This window comes from Burkholderia sp. MSMB1078WGS, from assembly GCF_001528895.1.
Classification (GTDB): domain Bacteria; phylum Pseudomonadota; class Gammaproteobacteria; order Burkholderiales; family Burkholderiaceae; genus Burkholderia.
This window is the reverse complement of record NZ_LPDI01000078.1, coordinates 33,049-46,851: the sequence shown is the minus strand read 5'-3', so window position 1 is coordinate 46,851 and position 13,803 is coordinate 33,049. Positions and strand designations below refer to the sequence as shown.

The window sequence follows — 13,803 nt, the reverse complement described above, 5'->3', positions numbered from 1 at the left end:
CGCGATGCGGATCGAGGATTACGCGCTCGTCGGCGACGGTCGCAGCGCGGCGCTCGTCGCCCGCGACGGCAGCATCGACTGGCTGTGCTGGCCGGACTTCGATTCGCCGCCGTGCTTCGCCGCGCTCGTCGGCACGCGGGACAACGGCCGGTTCCGGATCGCGCCGAGCGAGCCGGATGCGCGCGTGACGCGTCGCTATCTGCCGGGCACCGCGATACTCGAGACGACGTTCGATACGCCGTCCGGCTGCATCGTGATCACCGACTGGATGAGCTGGAACGTGCGCGATCCGTGCCTGATCCGCAGCGTGTGCGGCGAGCGCGGGACGGTCGACATCGACGTCGATCTCGGCGTGCGCTTCGACTATGGCAGCGCGCTGCCGTGGTGCCGGCGTTTCGGCCGGCGCTGGCGGATGATGACGGGCGGCGATGCGATGTGGCTCGACACGGATGCGCGGCTCGACGTGCAGAGCGACCGGCTCGTCGGCACACGCCGGATCTCGGCGGGCGAGCGGACGGATTTCTGCATCAGTTACGCGCGTTCGTTCGACCCGGCGCCGGCCGTGCCCGATGCGTATGCGTCGCTGCGCGACACGCAGGCATTCTGGCGCGCCTGGTCGGATTGCAACGCGGCCGACGGCCCGTATCGCGACGCGGTCGAACGCGCGCTGATCACGGTCAAGCTGCTGTCGAGCCTGCGCACCGGCGGCATCGTCGCGGCGCCGACCAGTTCGTTGCCCGAGCGCTTCGGCGGCGCGCGCAACTGGGACTACCGGTTCTGCTGGCTGCGCGATGCGAGCTTCACGCTGCGCGCGCTGGTGCGCTGCGGCTATCGCGACGAGGCCGCGCGCTGGCGCGACTGGCTCGTGCGGGCGATCGCCGATCATCCGTCGCAACTGCAGGTGCTGTATGCGGCCGACGGCGGCCGGCGCGCGGCCGAGTGGGAGGCCGCGCATCTGGCCGGTTACGAAGGCGCGCAGCCGGTGCGCTTCGGCAACGCGGCGGCCGACCAGTTGCAGCTCGACGTGTACGGCGAGGTGCTCGGCGCGCTGTATCAGGCGCGCCGGCACGGGCTGCCGCCCGACGACGACGCATGGACGCTCGAGCGGCGCCTGCTCGAACATCTCGCGACGATCTGGCGCGAGCCGGACGAAGGCATCTGGGAGGTGCGCAGCGGCCGTCACCCGTTCACGTCGTCGAAGGTGATGGTGTGGGCCGCGGTCGAAAGCGCGTATCGCTCCGCACGCGCGTTCGGCCACCACGCGCCGCTCGACGTGTGGCGCCGCTGGGCCGACGCGGTGCGCACGGAGGTGCTCGAACGCGGCTACCACGCGCCGCTCGGCCGCTTCGTCGACCGTTTCGACGGCGATGGCATCGACGTCAGCCTGCTGCTGATTCCGCTCACGGGGATGCTCGACGCGTCCGACCCGCGCGTGGTCGAGACGGTCGCCGCGATCGAGCGCGAGCTGGTCGACGACGGTTTGCCGTTCCGCTATCGCCCGCCGCGTTTCGCGGACGGCTGCGAAGGCGACGAAGGCGCGTTTCTCGCGGCCGGCTTCTGGCTCGTGCAGGCGTACCGGATGCAGCGGCGCGACGACGACGCGCACGCGCTGTTCGAGCGGCTGCTCGGCTTGCGCAACGACGTCGGGCTGCTGTCCGAGGAGTACGACGTGAACGCGCGGCGCATGTGCGGGAATTTTCCGTTCACGCTCGCGCAGGTCGGGCTCGTGAATGCGGCGCTCGCGCTGCACGGCGACGGGCGGGACGACGTCGACATCGACTAGTCGCGCCGTTCCGCGCTTGCCCGGCTTACGATTCGCCTTTCCCTTCCTTGCTGCCCTTGCCGGCCTTGTCGCTGTGTTCGCCGTTGCCGGGCAGCACGGCCGACAGCACCTGCCGTGCGGTCTCGACGATCACGTTGGCTTCGCGCGCGTCGCCCTTCACCAGCATTTCGGCGAAATGCTTCGCCTGCTGCAGCGTCACGTGCGGCGGCAGCGGCGGCACCTCGGGGTCGCTCTTCACTTCGAGCACGACCGGCCGGTCGGACGCGAGCGCCTCGTCCCACGCGGCGCCGAGCTGCTCCGGATCGTCGACGTAGATGCCCTTGAGGCCCAGCAGCGTCGCGAAGCGGTAATACGGCACGTTCGGGATCTGCTGCGACGCGTCGAATTTCGGGTCGCCCTCCATCACGCGCTGCTCCCAAGTGACCTGGTTCAGGTCCTCGTTGTTCAGCACCATGCAGATCCAGCGCGGGTCGGGCCACTGGCGCCAGTATTTGGCGACCGTGATCAGTTCGGCCATGTTGTTCATCTGCATCGCGCCGTCGCCGACCATCGCGATCACCGGGCGCACCGGATGCGCGAATTTCGCGGCGATCGCATAGGGCACCGCGGCGCCCATCGACGCGAGCCCGCCGGACAGCGAGCCCATCATTCCGCGCCGCATCATCAGATCGCGTGCATACCAGTTTGCGCAGGAGCCCGAATCGCTCGTCAGGATCACGTCGTCGGGCAGGCGCGGCGACAGCTCGGTAAACGCGCGCTGCGGATTGACGCCGCGCCCCGCGCTGGCTTTCGCGGCCGCGCGGGCCGCGAGCGTCTCGTGCCAGTCGTGGTTCCATTTCGCGATCCGGTCGCGCCACGCGGTATCGCGACGCTCGTTCAAGAGCGGCAGCAGCGCGCGCAGCGTCTCGGCGCTGTCGCCGACCAGGTTGACTTCCATCGGGTAGCGCAGGCTCAGCATGTCGGCCTTCAGGTCGATCTGCACGCCGCGCGCCTGCCCCTCCTTCGGCAGGAATTCCGAATACGGAAAACCGGAGCCGACGACCAGCAGTGTGTCGCATTCGGTCATCAGCTGGTAGCTCGGCTTGGTGCCGAGCAGCCCGATCGAGCCGGTGACCCACGGCAGGTCGTCCGGCAGCGCGGCCTTGCCGAGCAGCGCTTTCGCGGCGCCCGCGCCGAGCCGGTCGGCCACCGCGATGACCTCGTCGGTCGCGTGCAGCGCGCCGGCGCCGACCAGCAGCGCGACTTTCGACCCTGCGTTGAGCACGTCGGCCGCGCGCCGCAGGTCGTCCGCATACGGCACGACTTTCGGCGCCGTATAGCCGACCCCCGAATGCACGGTGCCGTGCGCGCGTTTCGGCGGCGCGTAGTCGAGTTCCTGCAGGTCGTTCGGCAGCACGAGTGCGGTGACCGTGCGCGCGCCGAGCGCTGTGCGCACCGCGCGGTCGACCAGATGGCGCACCTGGCCCGGCACCGTCGCAAGCTGAACGAATGCGCCCGCAACGTCCTTGTAAAGCGCCGGAAGATCCACTTCCTGCTGATAGTGGCCGCCGAGCGACGCGCGCGCCTGCTGGCCGACGATCGCGAGCACCGGCATGTGGTCGAGCCGCGCGTCGTACAGGCCGGTCACGAGGTGGGCGGCGCCGGGCCCCGACGTCGCGACGCATACGCCGAGCTCGCCTGTAAATTTTGCATGCGCGGACGCCATGAAGGCCGCCATCTCCTCGTGGCGCGCCTGGATGAATTCGATCTTGCCGTCGGCGCGATTCAGCGCGCCGAAAAAGCCGTTGATGCCGTCGCCCGGGTAGCCGTAGATGCGGCGCACGCCCCACTCGTACAGCCGCTCGACGATGAAATCCGCCACTGTCGCCATGCCGTTTCTCCTTGGTTCGGGATGAGCCGATGCGAGGCAGCGGCGCAAGGCACGTGCCGCGCCGCGCGCGTCGGGCACAGCGGTTGCACGCGTGGTCCGCAAGCAAAAAGCAAGTTGACCGGAGCGCAACGATGGCCCTTTCCGCCGCACCGGCGATCGACGCCGTGCGCGCTCGCGCGTATCGCGTGCCGACCGACCGGCCCGAAGCCGACGGCACCTATGCATGGACCGCGACGACGGTCGTCGTCGTGGAGATCGACGCGGGGCCTGTGACGGGGCTCGGCTATACGTACACGGATGCGAGCGCCGTGCCGCTCGTGACGTCGCTGCTGGCCGGCGTGCTGCGCCACCGGCCGGCGGTGGACATCCCGGCCGCCGTCGACGCGCTGTGGCGCGCGGTGCGCAACCTCGGCCGCAGCGGGATCGCGGCGACCGCGATATCGGCGCTCGATGCCGCGCTGTGGGACGCGAAGGCGAAACTCGCCGACGTGCCGCTCGCGCTGCTGCTGGGCCGCCTGCGCGAACGGGTGCCGGTGTACGGCAGTGGCGGGTTCACGACTTACGATGCGCCGACGCTCGCCGTGCAACTCGACGGATGGCGCGCCGAGCACGTGCGCGCGTGCAAGATCAAGATCGGCGTGGAGGACGCGCGCGATCCGGCGCGCGTGCACGCGGCGCGCGATGCGCTCGGGCGTGACGTCGACCTGTTCGTCGATGCGAACGGCGCGTACGCGCCGCGCACGGCGCTCGCGTTCGCGCAGGCGGCCGCCGATTGCGACGTTCGCTGGTTCGAGGAGCCCGTCAGCAGCGACGACGCCGCCGGGTTGCGATTCGTGCGCGAGCACGTCGGCGCGCGGGTGGACGTCGCGGCCGGCGAGTACGCGTATACGCCCGACGATTTCCGGCGCTTGCTGGAAGGCCGTGCGGTCGACGTGCTGCAGGCCGACGCGACGCGCTGCGGCGGCGTCAGCGGTTTTCTCGCGGCCGCCGCGCTCGCCGATGCGCACCACGTCGACCTGTCCGCGCATTGCGCGCCCGCGCTGCATCGGCACATCGGCTGCGCGGCGCCGCGCCTGCGCCACGTCGAATGGTTTCACGATCACGTCCGCATCGAGCGGATGCTGTTCGACGGCGCGCCGATGCTCGTCGACGGCGCACTGGAAATCGACGCGACGCGCGCCGGGCTCGGCCTCGAATTGCGCACCGCCGATCTGCTGGATTTCGCGCTTTAACCTCGACGAGGAGGAACGATGCGACACCGCCGACATCGCGCCGCCGAGCGCGACAGGCTGCTGGCCGACGCCGCGCGGCTGCTGAACCGCAGCGCGTTGCTGCTGGCCGGCTCGGTGCTCGCCGACAGCGGCGTCGAGCACTATCGCGGCACCTTTCACAATCGCGCGATGCTCGCGCCGCTCGCGATGTCGACGCTGTCGGTGATCGCGAGCGTGCACGGCCACGCGGACGACACGCCCGTGCGTCACCGGCTGCGCGACGCGGTGCACGTCGCATCGGCCGCGGTCGGCGTCGCCGGTTCCGCGTTCCACCTGTACAACGTGACGAAGCGGCCGGGCGGTTTCAGCTGGCACAACCTGTTCTATGGCGCACCGCTCGGCGCGCCGTTCGCGCTGCTGCTGTCGGGCGCGCTGGGCGCGGCGGGCGAGCGGTTGCGCGAGAGTCCGGCCGATGCGCCGCGGCTCGCCGGGCTGCCCGCCGGGCGGGCGCTTGCCGGGCTGGTCGCGGCAGGGCTCGTCGGCACGCTCGGCGAAGTCGGCTTGCTGCATTTTCGCGGCGCCTTCCAGCATCGCGCGATGTTCGCACCGCTCGTCGTGCCGCCGCTTGCCGCGCTGGCGACTGCCCGGCTCGCGCTGTCGCGCCCGCGTGCCGACCGGCGGTTCTGCCGCGGGTGGCTGCGCGCGACGGCCGTGCTCGGGTTCGTCGGCGTCGCGTTTCATGCGCGCGGCGTCGCGCGGCAGATGGGCGGCTGGCGCAACTGGTCGCAGAACCTGCTGTCGGGCCCACCGCTGCCGGCGCCGCCGAGCTTCACCGCGCTCGCGATCGCGGGGCTGGCCGCGACCGCGCTCGCCGAACAGGAGGCGTCATGAACGATGCGAACCGCAAGCCGGTCGCGCTGCCGCGCTATCCGGGCTACGACGTGCTCGCCAAGCGCGACACGCCGTCGTGGAACGATGCGACGCGGCGCGCGATCGATGCGCGCCTGCGCGTGGCTGCGAATGCGCCGCGTCATCTGGATGCCGAACGATTCGCGACGCTCGGTGCGTTGTGCACGCGCATCGTGCCGCAGCAGCCGGGCGGCGCGGGCGCGATCCCGACCGCCGCGCTGGTCGACGCGCGGCTCGCGGCCGACGACGGCGACGGCTATCGCGATGCGCGTCTTCCCCCGCTGCGCGCCGCGTGGCAGACGGGCCTCGCCGCGCTCGACGCGATGGCGCGGCACGCGCACGGCTGCCCGTTCGCGGCGCTCGCCGCGCGCGACGCCGACGCGTTGCTGCACGCGGTGCAGAAAGGCGACGTCGATCGACAGGTGGAACCGGCCTGGGCCGGCATGGACCCGCGCACGTTCTTCGCGAAGCGCGTGCTGATGGATATCTGCGGTGCGTATTACGGCCATCCGTTCGCGTGGAACGAGATCGGCTTCGGCGGCCCCGCGAGCCCGCGCGGCTACGTGCGGATGGACTTCAACCGGCGCGACCCGTGGGAAGCGGAAATGCGCGTGGAGGAGGGCGATCGCGATGGCCGCCGATGAACCGCTGTCCGCCCCGTCGCCGCGCGGCCGCGACGGCCGTGCGCCCGATCCGTTGCGGGTCGGCGGCTGGTCGCCGATGCGGATGTTCCGCGACGACGACGCGGTCGACTTCGTGATCGTCGGCACCGGCGCCGGCGGCGGCACGCTCGCGTGCAAGCTCGCCGAATACGGCTTCTCGGTCGTCGCGCTCGACGCGGGCGCATGGTGGCGGCCCCTGGAGGAATTCGCGTCCGACGAGACGCATCAGCACAAGCTGTTCTGGACCGACGAGCGGATCTGCGACGGCGCCGATCCGCTCACGCTCGGCACCAACAACAGCGGCCGCGCGATCGGCGGCAGCACCGTGCACTTCGCGATGGTGTCGCTGCGCTTCCGGCCCGAGTGGTTTCGCTCGCGCACCGCGCTCGGCTACGGCGTCGACTGGCCGCTCGACTGGCGCGAGATGTGGCGTTACTACCGCGAGGTCGAACAGGCGTTGAAGATCAGCGGGCCGGTGAACTACCCGTGGGGGCCGCCGCGCCCGCGCTATCCGTATCGTCCGCACGAACTGAACGCGGCCGCGCTCGTGCTGGCGCGCGGCGCGGAGGCACTGGGCATCGACTGGACGCCGACGCCGCTCGCGACGCTGTCCGCGCCGCGCGGCCGCGCGCATCCGTGCGTGTACCGCGGCTTCTGCATCGCCGGCTGCGCGACCAACGCGAAACAGAGTGCGCTCGTCACGTGGATTCCGCGGGCGGTCGCGGCCGGCGCCGAAGTGCGCGATCTCGCGATGGCGCTGCGGATCGAGGCCGACGGCGATCGCGTGACCGGCGTGCACTACGCGCGCGACGGCCGCACCCGGTTCCAGCGCGCGCGCAACGTCGTCGTCGCCGGTTATGCGATCGAGACGCCGCGCCTGCTGCTGCTGTCTGCGAACGGGCGGCATCCGCAGGGGCTCGCGAACCGTTCGGGCCTCGTCGGCCGCTACCTGATGGCGCAGCTCAACCAGGCTTCGTGGGGGACGATGGACGACGAAGTGCGCTGGTACAAGGGGCCGCCGTCGCTGTCGATCACCGAGCACTGGAACTATGCGGACGAAGGCAAGGATTTCTTCGGCGGCTATTGCTGGATGAGCCAGGGGCCGCTGCCGATCGAATGGGCGCGCAAGGTCGCCGCGCGCGGGCTGTGGGGCGACGCGCTGAAGCGCGAGATGGCGCGCTACAACTTCCAGGCCGGCTTGAAGATCGTCGGCGAGACGCTGCCGCGCGCGGACAACCGCGTGACGCTCGCCGACGAACGCGACGCGTTCGGGTTGCCGGTCGCGCGCGTGACCTATTCGTACGACGACAACGATCGCCGGATGATCCGCCATGCGCTCGCGCAGATGGGGCGTTCGCTGGAAGCGGCCGGCGCGCGCGACATCTGGCACGAGGAGGACGACACGTGCCATCTCGCCGGCACCGTGCGGATGGGCGACGACCCGGCGACGAGCGTCGTCGATGCCGATTGCCGCAGTTGGGACATACCGAACCTGTGGGTGTGCGACGGCTCGGTGTTTCCGACGGTGGGCGGCGTGAATCCGTCGCTGACGATCCAGGCGATCGCGTGCCGCACCGCCGACCGCATCCGCGCGCTGGTCGCACGCGGCGATTCGCATGCGCGAGCGCGATGGCGGTGAATCGCACGGCGCGGCCCCCGCAGCGACCGATACGACGCGTGCTTACGAGCGAGGATGCCGCGAGCGAACCGTTCACTTTCTTGTCGAGGAATCGTCTCATGCCAGTATTCAACCGTTCATCCCTGCGCCGTTGCGCCGCCTGCGCACTGCTGGCGGCGTGCGCGTCGGCGCTGCCCGCGGCCGGGCAGTTGCGCCCCGCCAATCCCGTCAGCGTGCCCGACACGTCCACGCAGGCGTTCAAGCGCGCCGACCGAAAAATGATGGAAGCGATGGAGAGTGCGCCGTACACGGGCGATGCCGATCGCGATTTCGTCGCGCACATGGCGCCGCATCACCAGGGCGCGATCGACATGGCGCAGGTCGAACTCAAATACGGCAAGGACCCGACGCTGCGGCAGCTCGCGAGCCGGATCGTCGCCGCGCAGCGCGACGAGATCGCGTTGATGGAGCGCTGGCAGAAGGAGCACGGCAAGACGCCGTGAGCCGCGATGCGATACGGCGATACGCAGCCGGCCGTACCGGTCGCGCCGCATCCGGCAAGCGACCCTGCCGAACGCGTGCCGCCGAGACGGCCGCGAATACGGGCAGACGCGACAGGAGGCGCGACGCATGGACGGTGAGCACGAGGCGGCAGGCCGCTCGATCGACAGCGTGGCCGACTACATGGCCGTGATCGGCGCGCAGCGCCGGACGATGGCGCTGCGGCTCTTTCGCGGCCAGTGCAACGCCGGCTGGCCGCTCGTTCCGGGCATCGCGCGGCAGCGCGCGTCGCCCGACGTCGAAGCGCGGATGCTGGACGAATTCACGCGGCGCGCGCTCCCGCATCTCGAACCCGGGCAGAACCTCGATGCGTGCGACTGGCTCGCGCTCGCGCAGCAGCACGGGATGCGCACGCGTCTGCTCGACTGGTCCGGCAACGCACTGGCCGCGCTGTGGTTCGCGGTCAGGCGCGCGGGCGAATCGGGCGGCGACGGCGTGGTGTGGTGCCTGTCGCACGACGCCGACGACATCGCGACCGCCGCCGAACGGCGCGCCCCGCTGCAGGTCGCGCGCACCAAGGTGTTCCGGCCGCGCCACGTGATGCCGAGGATCACCGCGCAGGATGGCTGGTTCACGATTCACTGTTACGACGCCGGCGCCGAGCGTTTCGTGCCGCTCGACGAGCATGCGGACTTCGCCGGCCGCCTCATGCGCATCGTCGTGCCGGGCGCCCGGTTCGCGACGATCCGGCAGGAGCTTGCCGGCGTCGGCGTGAGCGTCGCGACGATCTTTCCGGATCTCGACGGCATCGCACAGCTGACCGACACGCGCTTTTTCCCGGACGACGAGGACACGCACGCGCCGCAGTGAAGCCGCCGCCGGATGGGGTGTGCGGGCGGGCACGCGCGATGCTCGTCTCGACGGCGCGCAGACGGGACCGAACCCCGAGCGGCCCTCGCTTGCGTGCGCTCCGCGGCGGGCGGCGACGCGGTTCATGCGCATTCAAACCAACCATCGAATCGGAGGCTCTCATGCGCGAACCCAACGAACCACCGCGCGACCGTCGCGACACGGCGTGCGAGGCCGGCGCCGGTTCCCGGCCGGCCGGGCACGCCGTCACCCGCGCGTTCGAACGTTTTGCGTCGAGCGTGACCACCTGGGCCGGCTCGCCGGTGGCGTTCGGCAGCGCGGTCGCCATCACCGTGCTGTGGCTCGTGAGCGGGCCGGTGTTTCACTACTCCGACGCGTGGCAGCTCGTCATCAATACCGGCACCACGATCATCACGTTCCTGATGGTGTTCCTGCTGCAACGCAACCAGAACCGCGACAGCGTGGCGTTGCATCTGAAGCTCGACGAACTGCTCGCGGTCACGCGCGCGGCGAGCGACCGGCTGATCGGGATCGAGGATGCGTCGGAGGAAGAGTTGCGCGCGCTGGCGCAAACCTACGTCGACATGGCGCAGCGCGCGGCCGAGCGCGGCGAGGACGAGCCGGGCGGCAAGCGGGCGGAAACGGCCGGCACGCCCGAATCCTGATCTTCCGATTTTCCGATCTTCAGGTCGAGCGATGCGCGGCCCGATGATTTTTCAAACGCTTGTCGTTTCCGGCGCCGCATCGCCGCGCGGCGGCTTGCACTCGACGCTTGCACCGGGGAACGGCACGTGCTGCATACCGAAACGAAGCCCGGCTGTCCCGGGTATTGCCTACGGTGCCTCCATGAACTCCAGAACCCCTTCGAATCCGTTGTTGAATCTTGCGGTGGCCGTTGCGTGCGGGGCGGCCGCGATGTACTTCCTCGATCCTTCGTCCGGCCGGCGGCGACGCGCTTATTTGCGCGACAAGGCGGTCGCGGGCCGGCATGGCGTGGCCGATTATGCGAATACGCAGGCGAAGCGGGCGGCCGACCATGCGCGCGGCGCGATTGCCGGCCTGCGGGCGGACTGGCTCGCGGGCGATGCGAGCGACGTGCAGGTCGCCGAGCGCGTGCGTGCTGCGCTCGGCCGGCTCGTCGGTCGCCCGCGCGACATCGACGTGAGCGTCGAGCGCGGCAACGTGTGCCTGACCGGGCAGGTCGAGGAGTCCGAACGGCAGGCATTGATCGACGGCGTCGCCGCATTGCATGGCGTGCATCGCGTCGAGGATGCGATGGGCGCGCGCAGCGAATACAAGGCGCCGCCCGGCAGTCATGCGCACTGACGCGGCGGCGGCTGCCTGCACCGGCAGGCCGGTGAACGAATACGACAAGCATTCGGCGCACGCACGGCTGCCGGCACGACGGCGGCCTGGCGCCCCACCCGGAGCAAGCCCATGACCGAACGCCAGCCCCCCGACACGACGTCTCCGCATCCGGAGCCCGGCGCGCACGACGCGCTCGAACACCTGCTCGGCAGCCTGCATCGGCACGGCTTCCTGCGCTTCGCGAACGAGGTGGTCAGCGCGAACGCGCGGCTGGCCGACACGTTCGTCGACGCGCTCGACAAACCCGGCATGCAGAGCGGCATGCAGAATCTCGCCATGCTCGTGACGGCGCTGTCGCGCATTCCGCCGGAACAGTTCGGCCGCGCCGCGTTTGCGGCAGCCGACGCGTTGCATCACGTCGGCGCATGGCAGCCGGCACAGCACGAGCATGTCGCGCCCGGCGTGCGCGGCATCTACCGGCTGCTGCACGACGAGGCGCTGTGGGATGCGTTGACGCCGCTTCTCGAAGGATTGAAGGTCTTCGCGCAAGGGCTCGCGCGCGATCCGCAATCCCCGGTCGCCGGACTCAACGAGGCGACGAAAGACGCGTGACCGGCGCCGGCGGCAGGCCGCACGCGGCGCACAGGTCCGCGAACTGACGGATGATGCGCTGCGTCGGCGCGCTCGCCGGCCAGTGCGGCACCGCGTGGATCCCGACCCAGCGGCACAGCGCGATTTCCCGGCCCGGGCACGCGTGCGCGCCGCGCGGCAGGTTCGCGACGAATACGTGATGGCGTTTCACGCTGCCGTCCACGTAGAAGAAATAGGCGAGCTCGAGATCGGCGAGCCCCGTTTCCTCCCGAAGTTCGCGATGCGCGGCGTCGAGCGCCGATTCGCCCCGGCGAATCACGCCGCCCGGCAGCGTCCAGCGCGACGACGGTCCGCGGGCGACCAGCAGCACGCGTTGGTTGCGATGGCAGACGATCGTCGCGCGTTCCTTCGCCAGCGGCGCCAGCGGTACCGCGCGAACAGGGAAATCGGACGGGTCGGGGAGCGTCATGAAGGGCAGGCGACGGGTGATTGAAAGATCCATGATCCGGTGCCGCAACATGCGTTCCTGCGTCGCCGCCGCGCCGGCCGTCGCGCGAGCGTTTCGGGGCCGCCTGTCGGGCCGTCGTCCGCGATTTTTCAACGGCTTGTCATTTCTGCCGCCGCCTGTCGCGGCCACGCGGGCGGTGATTCCGTGCGGCGCGCGGTGCTCACGAATCGCCGTGTTCGCTCGATGGCGTGGGATGCGGCGGCGTCCCGCCTTCCGGCTCCGCCGGCTTGCCTTCGGCCGGGTCGCGGGCGCTGCGCGGCGGCGGCGTGGCTGTGCCACGGCGCTTGCCTTCGGGGCCGGGCGTGCTGTCGCCGCGATCTTCGTTGCGCGTGTCGGTATCGAGTGAGGTCGAGCGCTTCATGGTTCGCGAGTCCTGTCGGGGCCGTCGAAGCGTACGTGTCGCGCATCGGGCGTGCCGGGTCCGGGCTGCCGGTTTCGGGCGAAGCACGCCCCCGGGTCCGCTGTTTGCTTGAGCGCGCGCTTGAGGTCGGCGCGGGCAATGACGCTTGCGGCCACCGCCTGGAGTTCCGTTTATGCCCGATGCGATCCTGTGCCCGTTGTCCGTTCGTGAGCGATTTGGCGCCGCGGTCCGGCGCGCGCTGACGCCCGGACCGCCCGGCACCGGCGCGCCGGACGCGTTCGCGTCGGCGGCGGCCGGTGTCGCCCTGTCGACGCCGCTGCACGCCCGCTGGCCGACCGAGCTCGCGCGTGCGGGCGACGGCCAGTCCGGCGGCGGCAGCGGCTCGGCGGCCGCGCCGGGCCGCAACGACGGCGAGCGCCCGACCGACGCCCCGGGCGGCGGTGGCGGCGATGATCATCCGCACGACGATCGCGGCGGCCGCACCGGCGGCGACGGAGAGGGCGGCAACGGCGACGGCGAACGCAAGCGCCCCGGCAAAAAGCCGCTGATCATCCTCGGCGCGGTGGTGGTCGTGCTGCTCGTCGCCGGGTTCGTCTGGTGGTTCGCGACGCGCAACCAGGTCAGCACCGACGATGCGTATACCGACGGCAACGCGGTCGCGGTCGCGCCGCACGTGTCCGGCTACGTGACGCGGTTGGCGATCGACGACAACACGTTCGTGCGGCGCGGCGACGTGCTCGTCGAGATCGATCCGCGCGACTACCGCGCGCAGGTCGACGCGGCGCAGGCGCAGCTCGGTCTCGCGCAGGCGCAGCTCGACGCGGCGGGCGTGCAGCTCGATATCGCGCGCGTGCAGTATCCGGCCCAGTACCGGCAGGCGCGCGCGCAGATCGAGTCCGCGGAAGCCGCGTACCGGCAGGCGCTCGCCGCGCAGACGCGGCAGCGCGCGGTCGATGCGCGCGCGACGTCGCAGCAGGCGATCGACGCCGCCGACGCGCAGCGCGCGACCGCCGACGCGAACGTCGCGATGGCCCAGGCGCAGGCGCGTACCGCGAGCCTCGTGCCGCAGCAGATCCGGCAGGCCGAGACGGCCGTCGAGGAACGCCGCCAGCAGGTGCTGCAGGCGCGCGCGCAGCTCGAGACGGCCAACCTGAACCTGTCGTACTGCGAAATGCGTGCGCCGTCCGACGGCTGGGTCACGCGACGCAACGTGCAACTGGGCTCGTTCCTGCAACCGGGCACGTCGATCTTCTCGATCGTCACGCCGCGCGTGTGGATCACCGCCAATTTCAAGGAGTCGCAGCTCGAGCGGATGCGCATCGGCGATCGCGTCGACGTGTCGGTCGACGCGTACCCCGATCTCGACCTGCACGGCCACGTCGACAGCATCCAGCTCGGCAGCGGGTCGCGCTTCTCCGCGTTTCCGACCGAGAACGCGACCGGCAACTTCGTGAAGATCGTGCAGCGCGTGCCGGTGAAGATCGTGCTCGACGGCCCGCTGCCGACCCGTCCGCCGCTCGGTCTCGGCCTGTCGGTCGAGCCGACCGTCCATCTGAAATGACCGGCCGCCGTGCCGCGGCCGGTTTCGACCGGAGCGATCCGATGCCCGAT

14 protein-coding genes are annotated in these 13,803 nt (G+C 71.0%); 11 read left to right on the top strand and 3 right to left on the bottom strand.

Annotation, left to right across the window (positions count from 1 at the left end; translation table 11 throughout):
- Window positions 1–4 precede the first annotated feature (4 nt).
- A complete protein-coding gene (locus WT24_RS18200) occupies window positions 5–1,783 on the top strand; it encodes a glycoside hydrolase family 15 protein (protein WP_060035385.1) in 1,779 nt (592 codons plus the stop codon).
- A 25-nt stretch (window positions 1,784–1,808) separates the two neighbouring features.
- Here the strand turns inward: WT24_RS18200 and WT24_RS18195 are convergent, their stop codons facing one another.
- Entirely contained in the window at window positions 1,809–3,653 is a 1,845-nt protein-coding gene (locus WT24_RS18195) for a thiamine pyrophosphate-requiring protein (RefSeq protein ID WP_060035355.1), read from the bottom strand.
- 131 nt (window positions 3,654–3,784) lie between these two features.
- On the opposite strand from WT24_RS18195, the gene WT24_RS18190 reads away from it, so the two are divergent.
- The 9 genes from WT24_RS18190 to WT24_RS18150 all read left to right on the top strand — a co-directional run bounded on the left by WT24_RS18190 (window position 3,785) and on the right by WT24_RS18150 (window position 11,344).
- Complete coding sequence (locus tag WT24_RS18190) at window positions 3,785–4,885, top strand: enolase C-terminal domain-like protein (RefSeq protein WP_060035353.1); 1,101 nt, start codon at window positions 3,785–3,787, stop codon at window positions 4,883–4,885.
- Window positions 4,886–4,903: 18 nt separating this feature from the next.
- A complete protein-coding gene (locus tag WT24_RS18185; RefSeq protein ID WP_059499308.1) occupies window positions 4,904–5,755 on the top strand; it encodes a hypothetical protein in 852 nt (283 codons plus the stop codon).
- On the top strand, window positions 5,752–6,417 hold the full coding sequence (locus tag WT24_RS18180; RefSeq protein ID WP_060035351.1) for a gluconate 2-dehydrogenase subunit 3 family protein: 666 nt from the start codon (window positions 5,752–5,754) through the stop codon (window positions 6,415–6,417). Before WT24_RS18185 ends, WT24_RS18180 begins: the two co-directional genes overlap by 4 nt.
- Window positions 6,404–8,074, top strand: a complete 1,671-nt coding sequence (locus WT24_RS18175; protein WP_060035349.1) for a GMC family oxidoreductase — start codon at window positions 6,404–6,406, stop codon at window positions 8,072–8,074. Before WT24_RS18180 ends, WT24_RS18175 begins: the two co-directional genes overlap by 14 nt.
- Window positions 8,075–8,172: 98 nt before the next feature.
- Entirely contained in the window at window positions 8,173–8,556 is a 384-nt protein-coding gene (locus WT24_RS18170; protein ID WP_059499348.1) for a DUF305 domain-containing protein, read from the top strand.
- A gap of 127 nt (window positions 8,557–8,683) precedes the next feature.
- Window positions 8,684–9,424: an FRG domain-containing protein gene (locus WT24_RS18165; RefSeq protein ID WP_060035347.1), complete on the top strand. Its 741-nt coding sequence runs from the start codon at window positions 8,684–8,686 to the stop codon at window positions 9,422–9,424.
- Window positions 9,425–9,585: 161 nt separating this feature from the next.
- Entirely contained in the window at window positions 9,586–10,089 is a 504-nt protein-coding gene (locus tag WT24_RS18160) for a low affinity iron permease family protein (protein ID WP_059499312.1), read from the top strand.
- Between the two features lie 181 nt (window positions 10,090–10,270).
- Window positions 10,271–10,750 (top strand): BON domain-containing protein, encoded by a 480-nt coding sequence (locus WT24_RS18155; protein ID WP_060035345.1) that lies wholly within the window; start codon window positions 10,271–10,273, stop codon window positions 10,748–10,750.
- Window positions 10,751–10,861: 111 nt separating this feature from the next.
- Entirely contained in the window at window positions 10,862–11,344 is a 483-nt protein-coding gene (locus WT24_RS18150) for a hypothetical protein (RefSeq protein WP_060035342.1), read from the top strand.
- Here the strand turns inward: WT24_RS18150 and WT24_RS18145 are convergent.
- Window positions 11,319–11,792: an NUDIX hydrolase gene (locus WT24_RS18145; protein WP_059499315.1), complete on the bottom strand. Its 474-nt coding sequence runs from the start codon at window positions 11,790–11,792 to the stop codon at window positions 11,319–11,321. The two genes, WT24_RS18150 and WT24_RS18145, sit on opposite strands and share 26 nt — an antisense overlap.
- 199 nt (window positions 11,793–11,991) lie before the next feature.
- Window positions 11,992–12,192 carry a hypothetical protein gene (locus tag WT24_RS18140; RefSeq protein WP_059499316.1) on the bottom strand — a complete coding sequence of 67 codons (201 nt, stop codon included), beginning with the start codon at window positions 12,190–12,192 and terminating at the stop codon, window positions 11,992–11,994.
- A 172-nt stretch (window positions 12,193–12,364) separates the two neighbouring features.
- Between WT24_RS18140 and WT24_RS18135 the strand changes: the two genes are divergently transcribed.
- Window positions 12,365–13,753 carry an HlyD family secretion protein gene (locus WT24_RS18135; protein WP_059794232.1) on the top strand — a complete coding sequence of 463 codons (1,389 nt, stop codon included), beginning with the start codon at window positions 12,365–12,367 and terminating at the stop codon, window positions 13,751–13,753.
- The last annotated feature ends 50 nt before the right edge of the window (window positions 13,754–13,803 follow it).

Bases quoted from the DNA above. Each gene is read 5' to 3' on its own strand.
- WT24_RS18135 (WP_059794232.1), top strand. From the start codon at position 12,365: ATGCCCGATGCGATCCTGTGCCCGTTGTCCGTTCGTGAGCGATTTGGC.
- WT24_RS18160 (WP_059499312.1), top strand. From the start codon at position 9,586: ATGCGCGAACCCAACGAACCACCGCGCGACCGTCGCGACACGGCGTGC.
- WT24_RS18180 (WP_060035351.1), top strand. From the start codon at position 5,752: ATGAACGATGCGAACCGCAAGCCGGTCGCGCTGCCGCGCTATCCGGGC.
- WT24_RS18155 (WP_060035345.1), top strand. From the start codon at position 10,271: ATGAACTCCAGAACCCCTTCGAATCCGTTGTTGAATCTTGCGGTGGCC.
- WT24_RS18170 (WP_059499348.1), top strand. From the start codon at position 8,173: ATGCCAGTATTCAACCGTTCATCCCTGCGCCGTTGCGCCGCCTGCGCA.
- WT24_RS18195 (WP_060035355.1), bottom strand. From the start codon at position 3,653: ATGGCGACAGTGGCGGATTTCATCGTCGAGCGGCTGTACGAGTGGGGC.
- WT24_RS18200 (WP_060035385.1), top strand. From the start codon at position 5: ATGCGGATCGAGGATTACGCGCTCGTCGGCGACGGTCGCAGCGCGGCG.
- WT24_RS18175 (WP_060035349.1), top strand. From the start codon at position 6,404: ATGGCCGCCGATGAACCGCTGTCCGCCCCGTCGCCGCGCGGCCGCGAC.
- WT24_RS18185 (WP_059499308.1), top strand. From the start codon at position 4,904: ATGCGACACCGCCGACATCGCGCCGCCGAGCGCGACAGGCTGCTGGCC.
- WT24_RS18145 (WP_059499315.1), bottom strand. From the start codon at position 11,792: ATGACGCTCCCCGACCCGTCCGATTTCCCTGTTCGCGCGGTACCGCTG.
- WT24_RS18165 (WP_060035347.1), top strand. From the start codon at position 8,684: ATGGACGGTGAGCACGAGGCGGCAGGCCGCTCGATCGACAGCGTGGCC.
- WT24_RS18150 (WP_060035342.1), top strand. From the start codon at position 10,862: ATGACCGAACGCCAGCCCCCCGACACGACGTCTCCGCATCCGGAGCCC.
- WT24_RS18140 (WP_059499316.1), bottom strand. From the start codon at position 12,192: ATGAAGCGCTCGACCTCACTCGATACCGACACGCGCAACGAAGATCGC.
- WT24_RS18190 (WP_060035353.1), top strand. From the start codon at position 3,785: ATGGCCCTTTCCGCCGCACCGGCGATCGACGCCGTGCGCGCTCGCGCG.